This is a genomic window from Actinosynnema sp. CA-299493 (assembly GCF_050946825.1).
GTDB lineage: Bacteria > Actinomycetota > Actinomycetes > Mycobacteriales > Pseudonocardiaceae > Actinosynnema.
In genome coordinates this window covers 2455855-2468927 of sequence record NZ_CP191993.1, presented here as the reverse complement: position 1 = coordinate 2468927, position 13073 = coordinate 2455855, and the positions used below count along the sequence as shown (strand labels likewise).

General features: G+C 73.5%; 11 protein-coding genes and 1 pseudogene. 2 read left to right on the top strand and 10 right to left on the bottom strand.

What is annotated here, in order from left to right; all coding sequences use genetic code 11:
* Position 1: 1 nt before the first annotated feature.
* From ACQPYE_RS11850 to ACQPYE_RS11810, 9 genes and pseudogenes are all read right to left on the bottom strand, one after another.
* Complete coding sequence (locus tag ACQPYE_RS11850) at positions 2-1165, bottom strand: acyl-CoA dehydrogenase family protein (RefSeq protein WP_498721152.1); 1164 nt, start codon at positions 1163-1165, stop codon at positions 2-4.
* A complete protein-coding gene (locus ACQPYE_RS11845; protein WP_498721151.1) occupies positions 1162-3048 on the bottom strand; it encodes an acetyl/propionyl/methylcrotonyl-CoA carboxylase subunit alpha in 1887 nt (628 codons plus the stop codon). Before ACQPYE_RS11845 ends, ACQPYE_RS11850 begins: the two co-directional genes overlap by 4 nt.
* A 7-nt stretch (positions 3049-3055) precedes the next feature.
* Entirely contained in the window at positions 3056-4651 is a 1596-nt protein-coding gene (locus ACQPYE_RS11840; RefSeq protein WP_498721150.1) for an acyl-CoA carboxylase subunit beta, read from the bottom strand.
* Complete coding sequence (locus ACQPYE_RS11835) at positions 4648-5802, bottom strand: acyl-CoA dehydrogenase family protein (protein ID WP_498721149.1); 1155 nt, start codon at positions 5800-5802, stop codon at positions 4648-4650. Before ACQPYE_RS11835 ends, ACQPYE_RS11840 begins: the two co-directional genes overlap by 4 nt.
* Positions 5799-7312 (bottom strand): annotated as a pseudogene (locus ACQPYE_RS11830) (acyclic terpene utilization AtuA family protein). The gene ACQPYE_RS11835 and the pseudogene ACQPYE_RS11830 overlap by 4 nt, the downstream one beginning before the upstream one ends.
* A gap of 56 nt (positions 7313-7368) precedes the next feature.
* The gene (locus ACQPYE_RS11825; protein WP_498722886.1) at positions 7369-8154 is read right to left on the bottom strand and encodes a TIGR03084 family metal-binding protein; all 786 of its coding nucleotides are present in this window, start codon (positions 8152-8154) and stop codon (positions 7369-7371) included.
* Positions 8154-8768 carry a TetR/AcrR family transcriptional regulator gene (locus ACQPYE_RS11820; RefSeq protein ID WP_498721148.1) on the bottom strand — a complete coding sequence of 205 codons (615 nt, stop codon included), beginning with the start codon at positions 8766-8768 and terminating at the stop codon, positions 8154-8156. Before ACQPYE_RS11820 ends, ACQPYE_RS11825 begins: the two co-directional genes overlap by 1 nt.
* A gap of 117 nt (positions 8769-8885) precedes the next feature.
* The gene (locus tag ACQPYE_RS11815) at positions 8886-9287 is read right to left on the bottom strand and encodes a nuclear transport factor 2 family protein (protein WP_498721147.1); all 402 of its coding nucleotides are present in this window, start codon (positions 9285-9287) and stop codon (positions 8886-8888) included.
* 79 nt (positions 9288-9366) lie between these two features.
* Positions 9367-9954: a TetR/AcrR family transcriptional regulator gene (locus tag ACQPYE_RS11810; RefSeq protein ID WP_498721146.1), complete on the bottom strand. Its 588-nt coding sequence runs from the start codon at positions 9952-9954 to the stop codon at positions 9367-9369.
* A gap of 129 nt (positions 9955-10083) precedes the next feature.
* Between ACQPYE_RS11810 and ACQPYE_RS11805 the strand changes: the two genes are divergently transcribed.
* Together ACQPYE_RS11805 and ACQPYE_RS11800 are read left to right on the top strand one after the other, a co-directional pair.
* Positions 10084-10848 (top strand): SDR family oxidoreductase, encoded by a 765-nt coding sequence (locus ACQPYE_RS11805; RefSeq protein WP_498721145.1) that lies wholly within the window; start codon positions 10084-10086, stop codon positions 10846-10848.
* Positions 10849-10946: 98 nt separating this feature from the next.
* A complete protein-coding gene (locus tag ACQPYE_RS11800) occupies positions 10947-12356 on the top strand; it encodes an FAD-binding oxidoreductase (RefSeq protein ID WP_498721144.1) in 1410 nt (469 codons plus the stop codon).
* Here the strand turns inward: ACQPYE_RS11800 and ACQPYE_RS11795 are convergent.
* A complete protein-coding gene (locus tag ACQPYE_RS11795) occupies positions 12343-12993 on the bottom strand; it encodes an NAD-dependent epimerase/dehydratase family protein (protein WP_498721143.1) in 651 nt (216 codons plus the stop codon). The genes ACQPYE_RS11800 and ACQPYE_RS11795 overlap by 14 nt on opposite strands.
* Positions 12994-13073: the final 80 nt, after the last annotated feature.

Sequence of the window (13073 nt, the reverse complement as noted above, 5' to 3'; positions counted from 1 at the left end):
CTCAATAGGAGCGCGGCAACTTCAGCGTGTGCTGCGCCACGAAGTTCAGGATCATCTCCCGGCTGACCGGGGCGATGCGGGACAACCGGGATGCGGCCAGCATGGCGCCGAGCCCGTACTCGGTCGACAGCCCGTTGCCGCCGTGGACCTGGATCGCCTGGTCCACCGCCCCCGCCACCGCCTCCCCCGCCGCGTACTTGGCCATGTTGGCCGCCTCACCAGCAGCCCGGTCCTCCCCAGCGTCGTAGAGAGCCGCGGCCTTCTGGGTCATCAGCCTCGCCAGCTCGACCTGGATCGCGCACTGCGCCAGTGGGTGCGCGATGCCCTGGTGCGCGCCGATCGGCGTGTCCCAGACCGTCCTGGTGCGGGCGTACTCGCTCGCCTGGTCGAGTGCGCGGCGGGCCATGCCGGTGGCGAAGGACGCCGCCATGATCCGCTCCGGGTTCAGCCCGGCGAACAGCTGGGCCAACCCCGCGTCCACGGCGCCGACCAGCGCGTCCGGCGGCAGGCGCACGTCGTCGAAGAAGCAGGTGAACTGCTTCTCGGGTGACTGCACCTCCATCGGGATGTGCTGGTAGGTGAAGCCGGGCGCGTTCGTCGGCACGATCAACAAGGAGGGGAGCAACCGCTGACCGGTCGCGTCCACGTGGCGGGCGACCACGAGCACGTGGTCGACCTCGTCCACGCCGGAGATGAACGACTTGCCGCCGGCTAGGACCCACTCGTCGCCGTCGCGGCGGACGGCGGTGGCGAGCTTGTGCGAGTTGGAGCCGGCGTCGGACTCGGTGATGGCGAAGGCCATCTTGGTGGTGCCGTCGGCGAACCCGGGCAGCCACCGCCGCTTCTGCCCGGCGGTGCCGAAGCGGGCGATGATCGTGGCGCAGATGGCGGGCGAGACGACGGTCAGCAGCAGCGGGCACCCCGCCCGGGCCAGCTCCTCGCACACGGCGGCCAGGTCGCCGATCCCGCCGCCACCGCCGCCGTACTCCTCGGGCACGGCCACGCCGAGGTAGCCGAGCGCGCCCGCCTCGGCCCACAGCTCGTCGGTCTTCTCGCCCGCCTTCGCCTTGGCGGTGAAGTACTCGTGGCCGTACTTGCCGGCGAGGGCGGCGACCGCCTCGCGCAACGCCCGGCGCTCTTCGCCCTCGGTGAAGTTGATCGTCATGACCCGGCCTCCCCCACTACCGCGAGCACGTCGCCCGCATCGACCTGCTGCCCCGCCCGCACCAGCACTTCCGCGACCGCGCCGCCGGTGGCAGCCAGCACGCGGTGCTCCATCTTCATCGCTTCGAGCACCAGCAGCTCCGCGCCGGCCTCGACCCGTTGCCCCGGTTCGACCGACACCCGCACCACCGTGCCGGGCATCGGCGCGACGGTGGCGCCCTCGGCCACCTCGGTCCGGGGCTCGGGGAAGCGCGGTCGGAGCCGGAGCGACACCGCACCCGACTCCCCCGGGCCGACCTCGACGCGGTCGCCGTACACCGCCACCGGGTACGTCGTGCGCACGCCGTTCCGCTCGAACGTGACCGCGTCCGGCGAAGCCGCGACGACCGTCAGGTCCAGGCTCGTCTCCACGCCCGCGCGGGTGTGCCGGTAGTCGACCTCGACGGTGTCGTCACCGTGCTCGAACACGGCCCGCTGCGGCTGGGACGCGAGGTTGCGCCAGCCCAGCGGGAGGGTGGTGCGCCGCCGCTCGGCGAGCGCGAGCGCGGCGGCCAGCGCGGCGGGGCGGACGTCGACCGGTCCGGGGGTGGTGAGGCCGTGCTGGTCCAGGAACCCGGTGTGCGTGTCGCCCGCGCCGAACGCCGGGTGCCGCAGCGTGCGGACCAGCAGGTCGCGGTTGGTGACCAGGCCGTGCAGCTCGGCGCGGTCGAGGGCGGCGGCGAGCTTGCGGATCGCCGCGTGCCGGGTCGGGGCCCAGGCGATCACCTTGGCCAGCATGGGGTCGTAGTGCACGCCCACCTCGCTGCCGTCCTCGACGCCGCTGTCCACGCGCACGCCGGCCGGCACCGCGAACCGGTGCAGCGTGCCGCTCGCGGGCCGCCAGTCGTGCGCGGGGTCCTCGGCGTACAGGCGGGCCTCGACGGCGTGACCGCTCGGGGCGGGTGGTTCGGCGGGGAGGCGGGCGCCTTCGGCGATGGCGAGCTGCCAGGCCACCAGGTCGACGCCGAACACCTCCTCGGTGACGGGGTGCTCCACCTGGAGGCGGGTGTTGACCTCCAGGAAGTGGAACGAGCCGTCGTCGGTGAAGAGGAACTCCACGGTGCCCGCGCCGACGTACCCGATGGCCTCGGCGGCCTTGGTGGCGGCGGCGAAGAGCCGCTCGCGGGCCGCCGGCGTCACGGCCGGGCTCGGCGTCTCCTCGATGATCTTCTGGTGGCGGCGCTGGATGGAGCACTCCCGCTCGCCCAGCGCCCACACCGTGCCGTGCGCGTCGGCGAGGACCTGCACCTCGACGTGCCGCGCGTGCTCCAGCAGGGGTTCGCAGAAGACGGTGCCGTCGCCGAACGCCGACTCGGCCTCGCGGCGGGCGGCGGCCACCTGCCCGGCCAGCTCGGACGCGGACCGCACCACCCGCATCCCCCGCCCACCACCACCGGCGGAGGCCTTGACGAGCAGGGGGAACTCGTCGGCCGACGCCGGGTCGAGCTCCGGCAGCACCGGCACGCCCGCCGCCGCCAGCCTCTTCTTCGCCGCGACCTTCGACCCCATCGCGTCGATGACCTCGGGGTCCGGCCCGACCCACGTCAGCCCGGCGGCGAGGACGGCGCGGGCGAAGGACGCGTTCTCGGACAGGAACCCGTAGCCGGGGTGGACCGCGTCCGCGCCGGCGGCGAGGGCGGCGGCCACCAGCAGGTCACCGCGCAGGTAGGTGTCGGCCGGGGTCGCGCCGGGCAGCCGGACCGCCGCGTCGGCCTCGCGGACGTGCGGCGAGCGCTCGTCGGGGTCGGCGAACACCGCGACCGGCGACACCCCGACCTCGCGGCACGTGCGGATCACGCGACGGGCGATCTCGCCCCGGTTGGCGATCAACAGCTTGCGGATCATCGTTGCCTCACATCCGGAAGACGCCGTAGCGGTCCGCGCCCTCGACCGGTCCGCTGTGGATGGCCGACAGGCACAGGCCCAGCACGGTGCGGGTGTCGCGGGGGTCGATCACGCCGTCGTCGTAGAGGCGGCCGGACAGGAAGGCGGCCAGGGACTGCTGCTCGATCTGGCCCTCCACCACCTCGCGCATGGCCGCGTCGTGCTCCTCGTCGTAGTCCTGGCCCTTCGCGGCGGCGGCCTGGCGGGCCACGATCGACAGCACCCCGGCCAACTGCTTCGGGCCCATCACGGCCGACTTGGCGTTCGGCCAGGTGAACAGGAACCTCGGGTCGTACGCCCGACCGCACATGCCGTAGTTGCCCGCGCCGTACGACGCGCCCATCACCACGGTCAGGTGGGGCACGCGGCTGTTCGACACGGCGTTGATCATCATCGCGCCGTGCTTGATGATCCCGCCCTGCTCGTACCGCGCGCCGACCATGTACCCGGTCGTGTTCTGCAGGAACAGCAACGGCGTGCGGCTCGCGTTCGCCAGCTGGATGAACTGCGCGGCCTTCTGCGCCTCTTCGCTGAACAACACGCCGCGCGCGTTCGCCAGCACCCCGATCGGGTACCCGTGCAGGTCGGCCCACCCCGTCACGAGGCTGCCGCCGTAGTCGGGCTTGAACTCGTCGAACCGCGACCCGTCCACGATCCGGGCGATCACCTCGCGCGGGTCGAACGGCACCCGCAGGTCCGCCGGCACCACCCCGAGCAGGTCCTCCTCGTCGTGCAGCGGCGGCTCGACGGCCTTGGGCGCGGGGCCGTGCTTGCGCCAGTTCAGCCGGGCCACCACGCGCCGGGTGAGCCGAAGCGCGTCCACCTCGTCCTCGGCCACGAAGTCGGCCAGCCCGGACGTCGTGCCGTGCATCCGCGCGCCGCCCAGCGACTCGTCGTCGGACTCCTCGCCCGTGGCCATCTTGACCAGCGGCGGACCGCCGAGGAACACCTTCGAGCGGTCCTTGACCATCACCACGTAGTCCGACATGCCCGGCACGTACGCGCCGCCCGCGGTCGCGTTGCCGAACACGGCGCTGATCGTCGGGACACCCGCCGCCGAGAGCCGGGTCAGGTCCCGGAACGCCCGGCCGCCCGGGATGAAGATCTCGCTCTGGCTGGGCAGGTCCGCGCCACCGGACTCGACCAGCCCGATCAGCGGCAACCGGTTCTGCGCCGCGATGTCGTTGGCCCGGAACGTCTTGCGCAACGTCCACGGGTTGCTCGCACCGCCCCGCACGGTCGGGTCGTTGGCCACGATCACGCACTCGACGCCCTCGACCACCCCGATCCCGGTGACCACGCTCGCGCCCACGGGGTAGTCGGTCCCCCACGCGGCCAGCGGCGACAGCTCCAGGAACGGGCTGTCCCGGTCGACCAGCAGCTCGATCCGCTCCCTGGCGAGCAGCTTGCCGCGCTCGTGGTGCCGCGCGGTGTACTTGGGCCCACCGCCCGCCAACGCCTTGGCCTGCTCGACCTCCAGCTCGGCGAGCCTGGCCAGCAAGGCCTCCCGGTTCTCGGCGTACCCCGGCGACCGACCGTCCACCGCCGTGCGCAACGTCGTCATGCCGTGTACCCCAATCGCCGTGCCGCCAGCTCCGTCATCACCTCGGTCGCGCCGCCCCCGATGCCGAGGATGCGCGCGTCCCGGTAGTGCCGCTCGACCTCGGTGTCGCGGAGGTAGCCGGCCCCGCCGTGCAGCTGCACCGCCGCGTCCACGACGAACGAGCACGCCTCCACGGCCGCGTTCTTCGCGAAGCACACCTGCGCCACGACTTCCTCGCCGGCCAGCACCTTCACCGCGACCTCCCGCGCGTACGCGCGGACGAGGTCGACGCGCTGCGCCATCTCCACCAGCCGGTGCCGGACCACCTGGCGCGCGATGAGCGGCCTGCCGAACGTCTCGCGCCGCCGCACGTACGCCAGTGCCAGGTCGAGGCAGCGCTGAGCCGTCGCGTAGGCCTGCACCGCCAACGAGATCCGCTCCACCTGGAACTGCCGCATGATCAGCGCGAACCCGGCGTCCTCGACGCCGACCAGGTTCGCCACCGGCACCCTGGCGTCCACGAACGACAGCTCGGCGGTGTCCGAGCAGTGCCAGCCCATCTTCTCCAGCCGGCGGTCCACCGCGAACCCGGGCGTGCCCTTCTCCACCACCAGCAGGCTCACGCCCTGGTGGCCGGGACCACCCGTCCGCACCGCCGTCGTCACGAAATCCGCCCGGTCGCCCGACGTGATGAACGTCTTCGTCCCGTTCACCACGTAGTGGTCGCCGTCCCGGCGTGCCGTGGTGCGCAGGGCCGCCACGTCCGAACCACCGCCCGGTTCGGTGATGGCGAGCGCGCCGATCAGCTCACCCGCCAACGTCGGCCGCACGAACCGGTCGATCAACGACGCGTCGCCGGAGTCCACGATGTGCGGCACCGCGATGCCGTGCGTGAGCAGCCCCGCGACCAGCCCGGACGACCCACCGGCCTGGATCAGCTCCTCGGTGGCCACGACGGTGTCCAGCAGGTCGCCCGCGCCGCCGACCGCCTCCGGGAACCCGAGCCCGAGCAGCCCGATCCCCGCCGCCGCGCGGTGCAGCGACCGGGGCAGCTCACCGGCGCGCTCCCAGTCGGACAGGTGCGGCACGACCTCCTGCTCGGTGAACCTCCGCACCACCGCGCGCAGGTCGCGCCGCTCGGGCGTCTCGAACAACTCCGACGTGGGGGTCACCGCAGCTCCTCCGGGATCGCCACGTGCCGGGAGCGCAACCACTCGCCCAACCCCTTGGCCTGCGGGTCGAAGCGGGTGGACGACGCCACGCCGTCGCCGAGCAGGCCGTGCAGCACGAAGTTCAGCGCGCGGAGGTTCGGCAGCTCGTGCCGGTCGACCCGGCCCGCCTCCGGCAGCAGCTCCTTCAGCCGCTCGACGGTCAGCTCCGCCCGCAGCCACTCGTACTGCGCGTCCGTGCGCACCCACACGCCGAGGTTGGCGTCACCGCCCTTGTCGCCCGAACGCGCTCCCGCGATCGTGCCCAGCGGCACCTCCTCCGGAGAAGCCCTCATACCTCGACCACCTTCCCGCCCGGCAGCACGGCCCGGTGCGGCACCGACGACCGCGGCACGTACGCGGCCCGGTACACGCCGAACGGCGTGCCGTCGCCGGGTGGCGCCGTGACGTGGAAGCCCGGGTACGACGCCAGCGCCAGCTCGACCCCCGCCCGCGAGAACGCCTTGGCCCGCTTCGGGTCCGCCGTCTTGACGGTCACGTGCAGCAGGGCGCTCGCCGTCTCCTCGGTGTCCGCGTCGGCGTGATCGGTCCGGGCCAGCGCCCACGTCAGGCCCTCCGCCCCGATCGCCGACTCCAGCTGGCGCCGGACCAGGTCCGCCTTGGCCTCGACGTCCAGCCCGGTCAGCACGAACGTGGTGGAGTTGCGGAACCCGCCCAGCGCGTTGAGGCAGACCTTGAGCGTGTCCGGCGGCGCGGAGCCCGCCACCCCCGAGATCCGCACGCCCCGCTCGTGCGGTTCGAGCCGGATCGTGTCGAAGTGGCTGACCACGTCCGGTCCGACGTAGGCGGGCGGACCGATCTCGTAGAGCAGCTGCGCGGTGACGGTGTCGACGGTGACCGCGCCGCCCGTGCCGTCGTGCTTGGTGATGACCGACGAGCCGTCCGCCTCGACCTCCGCGATCGGGAAACCGGGCCTGGCCGCGTCGATCGACGTGAAGAACGAGTAGTTGCCGCCGGTGGCCTGCGTGCCGCACTCCAGCACGTGGCCGGCGACCGTCGCCCCGGCCAGCGCGTCGTAGTCCTCCCGGCCCCAGCCGAAGTGCGCGGCGGCCGGCCCGACGACCAGCGACGCGTCGGTGACCCGGCCGGTGACCACGACGTCCGCGCCGGCGTTCAGGCACTCGGCGATGCCCCACGCGCCGAGGTAGGCGTTGGCGGTCAACGCCTCCGGGAACCGCTCGCGCACGTCGTCACCGGTCACGTAGGCGACCTTCGCGCCGAGCCCGAGCCGGTCGACCGCCTCGGCCAGTCCTTCCGGGTTCAGCCCGCCCGCGTTGGCGACGATCTTGACGCCGCGGGCCAGCGCGTCGGCCAGGTTCTCCTCCAGCTGGCGCAGGAACGTGCGGGCGTAGCCGAGGTCGGCGTCCTTCGCTCGGTCGCGGCCCAGGATGAGCATGGTGAGCTCGGCCAGGTAGTCGCCGGTGAGGACGTCCAGGTCGCCTCCGGTGAGCATCTCGCGGACGGCGGAGAACCGGTCGCCGTAGAAGCCCGAGGCGTTGCCGATGCGGATCACGACCGCTCCCGGGGAACGCGACCCGTGCCGGAAGCGCCACTCGTGCCGGGAGCGCGGCCCGTGCCGGGAGCTCCGGCGAACGCCTGCGCGATCGGGACCCAGGCACTCGCCGCCTCGCCGACCACCGTGACGGCCAGGTCGTCGCGGTGCCGCCGCTGGGTGGCCAGCAGGCAGAAGTCCAGGGCGGGACCGGTGATCCGGTCCGCCGCGTCCTGCGGGCCCCACGTCCACGCCCCGCCGTCCGGCGCGACCAGCTCGACCCGGACCGGGACCTGCGGCGCGGCCAGCCCGTTGACCACGAACGACCAGCCGAACGTGCGGACCGCGATGTGCGCGACGTGCTTGAGCCGGTGCGTGGGCTCGCGGGTCACGCCGAGCGCGTCGGCCACGTCCTGACCGTGCGCCCACGTCTCCATCAGCCGGGCGGTGGCCATGGACGTCGCGCTCATCGGCGGCCCGAACCACGGCATCTTGACGCCCGGCGGCAGGGCCGCCAGGGCATCGGCCAGCTCGACGCGGCCCGCCCGCCACTGCGCCAGCGTGATCGGCTCCCGCGCGCCCTCGTCCACCGCGTCCGGCGCGGCCCGGCTCAACGCCTCGGCGAAGGCCCGCGGGTCGCGGGCGGCGAGCGCGGCCACGCGGTCGGTCCAGCGCAGGTGGCTGATCTGGTTGGCGATCGTCCACCCCTCGGCGGGTGTCGGGACGGTCCAGTCGTCGAGCGGCGCGACCAGGTCGTCCAGCACCTGGCTCTCGGCCCGCAGGTCGCCCAGGAGGTCGGTGATCACGGTGCCTGCCCTTCGAGGAGTTCCTCCAGCATCCGCGCCCAGTGCCGGACGATCCGACTCCGCCGCTTGCCGTCGTCGGTGAGCTGGTTGGCCAGCGCGAGGCCGCGCACCAGGTCCAGGGTGAGCTGCACCGCCTCGCGGACGCCCGGCTCGGTCTCGTCGGCGTCCAGCAGCTCGACGGCGAGGCGGTGCGTCTCGCGGCCGAGGCGGACCTCCAGCGGCACCACCACGGTCTTGAGGTCGGGGTCGGTGCGCGCGGCGACCCACAGCTCCAGGGCGGCGGTGAACAGGTCGCTGGCGTAGAAGTCGGCGATCAGCTCGACCACGGCGACCGTGCTGCCGTTGACCTGGCGCGCGCGTTCCTTCAGGTCGAGGACGCTCTCCGCGCCGAGGTGCTCGACCGCGGCGGCGACCAGCTCGCCACGGGTGCGGAAGTGGTGCAGCTGGGCGCCGCGCGACACGCCGGCGCGCTCGGCCACCACGGTCGTCGTCGTGCCCGCCCAGCCGCGCTCGACCAGGCACTCGACCGTGGCCTGCATGAGCTTGCGCCGGGTCTCGCGGCTGCGGTCGGCCTGGCGCCTGGTTTCCCGCTGCCCGGTGTCGGTGGACATGGGCCGAGTGTTCCGCGCCAACTAACAAACAGTCAAGACTGATTGTTAGTTGGCGCGGTGAAGGCGGTCGAACGCGGCCGGAGGGTCCGGCCGCGTTCGGGCCACCCGACTACCCGGCTACCACCCGCCCTGGACCATGGTCTGGAACAGCCACTTGCCGTCGGCCTTCACCAGCAGGTCGCCGTAGCGCACGACCTGCGAGAACCCACCGGCGGTGATGGTCCCGTCGGTGATCACGAACACCAGGTCCGCGGTGACGAACACCGGCGTCCGGACCGACTCCATCCGCACGTCGCCCTCGCCCAGCGTGGCGCCCATGTCGGCGAGGAACCGCTCCCGGTCCCACGACTGCGCCGACCCGTCGGTCACCGCGTTGACGGGGAACAACGCCAGGTCGGCCATCGCCTCGACGTCCTTGGCCTCGGCCAGGGCGTCCCACTGCTCGAACCACGCGAGCACACCCGCCACGTCTTCGTCGGTCGGCACGAACCCCGCTCCACTGCCCGGCACAGCACTCATGTCGTACATTGTACCGTACGCCGTACGGTGACGGCCGCGCTTGATCGCCGAAGGGTCTGTCCGGAGTGGGAACCGCAGGTCAGGAGGGCCACACGGTCAAGGCGAGGTCGACCATGCGGTGCAGCCGCTCGGCGTCGACGCCGTCCGCCGCCTGGACCGAGATCCCCTGCGCGACCAGCACCACGAACTTCGCCAGGTCCGCCGCGTCCGCCCCGGCGGGGAGGTCGCCCTCTGCCTTGGCCCGCTCGAAGCGGTCCCGCAGCCCGGCCTCGCCGTCGCGCCGCCAGTCGGCGAGCCGCTCACGGGTCGCCTCGGCGTCCGCGCCCATGGCCAGCCCGCCTTGCAGGCTCAGGCAGCCGGCGGGACAGCCGGGCTTGGTCGACACCTCGACCGCGCCGCGCAACATGCGCTCGGCGGCGGCACGGGCGGTCGGCCGGTCGAGCGCGTCGCGCACGTGGACGGCCTTGCGGTCGGTGTAGTGCTCCAGCGCCTTGCGGAACAAGGACTCCTTGTTGCCGAAGGCCGCGTACAGGCTGGGCCGGTTGATGCCCATCGCCTCGGTCAGGTCGGACAGGGCCGCGCCCTCGTAGCCGCGCTGCCAGAACACCCGCACGGCCTGGTCCAGCGCCTCGTCGACGTCGAACTCACGCGGACGCCCGCCGGCCATCGACCCATCACCTCGTTCCCGGACCTGTCCGCACGGTACTCGATCCGCCCTGGTGAGGACCGCCACACGTTCTTGACCGATCGGTACAGAACCTCAATTGTGTACCTCATGGTAAATAACTCGGGCAGGTTGGCGGGACGACGTGCGGTGGTCACCGGCGGCACGCGGGGCATCGGTGCGGGGATCGTGCGCAAACTGGCCGCCGAGGGCGCGGTCGTGCTGACCACCGCCCGGTCGGCGGGCGTCGGGGAACTGCCGGCTGGCGTGCTCTTCACCACCGCGGACGCGGCCGACCCGGACTCCGCGTCACGGTTGGCGGACGAGGCGGTCAGGCAGCTCGGCGGGGTGGACATCCTGGTGGACAACGCCGGCGGCGGCCAGGCGAAGCCGGGCGGCTTCGGCGACATCGACGACAAGGCGTGGCAGGACGTCCTGGAGACGAACCTGCTCGGCGCGGTCCGGCTCGACCGGGCGATCCTGCCCGGCATGGTCGAACGCGGCTCGGGCGTGATCATCCACATCTCCTCGTCCTCGGCGCACGTCCCCGTCGGCCCGCTGCTGCACTACTCGGCCGCCAAGGCGGCGCTCTCGAACTACAGCAAGGGGCTGGCCGAGGAGGTGGCCGCCAAGGGCGTGCGGGTCAACCGGGTCTCCCCCGGCATGACCGAGACCTCGGCGGTGGACGCGGTGATCGGCGAGATCGCCGCGACCGCCGGCGGCGACCACGACGCCGCCCGCGCCGCGTTGGTCGAGCTGATCGGCGGCATCCCGATCGGCCGCACCGGCACGCCGGAGGACATCGCCAACCTGGTGGCGTTCCTGGTGTCCGACGAGGCGTCCTGGATCACCGGGGCCGACTACGTGATCGACGGCGGCACCCTCAAGGCCGTGTAGTCCGGCGGTCGACCGGCGTCTCCCCGGCGGTCCGAACAGCGGTGCCGCCGTGATCGGCCGCCTTGTTCGATGGGTGCGGGGCTGACGAGGAGGTCGCAGTGGCGGTGTCGCGGCGGGACGTGTTGCGGTGGGCGGGCGCGGCGACGGTCGCGGGCGGCACGGCGGCGGTGGGTGGTGCGGCAGCGGGGTCCCGACCCGTGAGGTGGGCGCGGCTGCGCGCCCACCTGGCCGGTGGGCTGCTGCTACCCGGCGACGACGGCTACGACGCGGCCCGGTTGCCGTTCAACTCGCTGTTCGACCACCACCGGCCGGCCGCCGTCGCCCGGTGCGTGCGGGCCGAGGACGTGCGGCGGTGCCTGGAGGAGGCTCGGCGCGGCGGGATCCGGGTGGCCGCGCGCGGCGGCGGGCACAGCTACGCCGCCTACTCGACCCCGCACGACGGCCTGGTGGTCGACCTCGGGCCGATGAACGGCGTCGAGGTGCGCCCCGACGGCACCGCCGTGATCGGCGCGGGCGCACGCCTCGGCGACGTCTACGCGGCGCTGGCGGCGGCCGGTCGGTGCCTGCCGCTGGGCAACTGCCCGTCCGTCGGCATCGCGGGTCTCACCCTGGGTGGCGGCCTCGGCTGGGTGGACCGCGCGTACGGCCTCACGTGCGACTGGCTGCGTGCCGCCCGCGTGGTCACGGTCGACAGCCGCCTGGTCACCGCCTCGGCGGACCGGGAGCCCGACCTGTTCTGGGCGTTGCGCGGTGGCGGTGGCGGCAACTTCGGCGTGGTCACGTCGTTCGAGTTCGCCACCGCGCCCGCGCCGGAAGTGCTGACCGTGTTCCGGCTGCGGTTCCCGGCCGGGTCGGCGGCGGACGTGCTCGGCGCGTGGCAGCCGTGGAGCGCCGGGGCGCCCGACCACCTGTCCAGCACCTGCGTGGTCCTGCCCGACGGCTCGGTCGACCTCACCGGCTGCTCGACCGGCCCGGAGGCGCCGCTGCTCGCGGAACTGGCCCGCCTGGGCGTGGCCGGGCCCCTCGAACACGCCGAGGTCGACTACCCGACCGCGACGGCGATCATGACCCAGGGGCACCCGCCCCGCAACGCCTTCCGCGCGTCCTCGCGCATCGCGGACGGCATGTGGGGCGACCCGGCGGCGGTGGCGGGCACGGTGCGGGGCAAGGACAGCGCGCTGCTCGTCGTGGGCGCGCTCGGCGGCGCGATCGACCGGCTCGGCCCTGCCGACACGGCCTACCCCCACCGCGGCGCGCCGACGTCCGTCGAGGTCTTCGGCGCCGTCGGAGACCTGCCGCCCGAGCAGGTCACCCGCGAGGTGGACGACGCGCAATCGGCGTTGGCGGGCCTGATCGGCGCCGGGACCTACATCAACTACCTGGACCCGGAGCAGGAGGACTGGGCGGAGACGGGCTACCGGCACAACCTGCCCCGGCTGCGCGCCGTCGCCCGCCGCTACGACCCGGACGGGGTGCTGCGGTTCCCGCAAGCCGTCAGAGGGCGTTGATCTCGACGCTGCCCAGGCGTCGGACGGGCGCGCCGCGCCTCGCCACCGCCAGCATCGCCCGGCCGAGCCGTTCGCTGGTCGTGGTGTGCCTGGGCAGCAGTCGGGACAGCGCCGGGTACAGCCGCCGCGCCACCGCGTACGAGCCCCGGTACCAGCGGACCTTCGACTTGACGCCGTGGACCGGCTGGATGAAGGCGGGGCGGAACGCGTACCCCTCCAGGGGCAGGGCGATCACGTCGTCCTCGGTGCGGCCCTTGACCCGCGCCCACCTGGCGCGGCCGTGCGTGTCGGTGCCCGCGCCGGACACGTAGACGAACGTCGACCCGGGGTTCACCTCGGCCAGCACGCGGGCGGCGGCGAGCGTGTAGTCGTAGGTGATGTGCTCGTACTCGCGCGGCGACATGCCGACGGACGACACGCCCAGGCAGTAGAAGCACGCGTCGTAACCGGTGAGGCGGTCGGCCACCCCGGTGAAGTCGGTGAAGTCCCGGTGGGTCAGCTCGGTCAGCTTCGGGTCGGACACCCCCGTGCCGCCGCGACCCACCGCGAGCACGGCCGTCACGTCCGGGTCGAGCAGGCACTCGCGCAGCACGCCCTGCCCCACCATGCCGGTGGCCCCGAACACGATCACCCTCATGCGGCGAGCGTAGCTCGCCGACATCGGACGTCCACACAGGATTCCACCGGGTCGACGAGCCGGGCAGCACGGGCGCGACG

Excerpts from the sequence above, each read along its gene's own strand:
- ACQPYE_RS11850 (WP_498721152.1), bottom strand. The coding sequence starts at position 1,165 with ATGACGATCAACTTCACCGAGGGCGAAGAGCGCCGGGCGTTGCGCGAG.
- ACQPYE_RS11840 (WP_498721150.1), bottom strand. The coding sequence starts at position 4,651 with ATGACGACGTTGCGCACGGCGGTGGACGGTCGGTCGCCGGGGTACGCC.
- ACQPYE_RS11845 (WP_498721151.1), bottom strand. The coding sequence starts at position 3,048 with ATGATCCGCAAGCTGTTGATCGCCAACCGGGGCGAGATCGCCCGTCGC.
- ACQPYE_RS11815 (WP_498721147.1), bottom strand. The coding sequence starts at position 9,287 with ATGAGTGCTGTGCCGGGCAGTGGAGCGGGGTTCGTGCCGACCGACGAA.
- ACQPYE_RS11810 (WP_498721146.1), bottom strand. The coding sequence starts at position 9,954 with ATGGCCGGCGGGCGTCCGCGTGAGTTCGACGTCGACGAGGCGCTGGAC.
- ACQPYE_RS11820 (WP_498721148.1), bottom strand. The coding sequence starts at position 8,768 with ATGTCCACCGACACCGGGCAGCGGGAAACCAGGCGCCAGGCCGACCGC.
- ACQPYE_RS11795 (WP_498721143.1), bottom strand. The coding sequence starts at position 12,993 with ATGAGGGTGATCGTGTTCGGGGCCACCGGCATGGTGGGGCAGGGCGTG.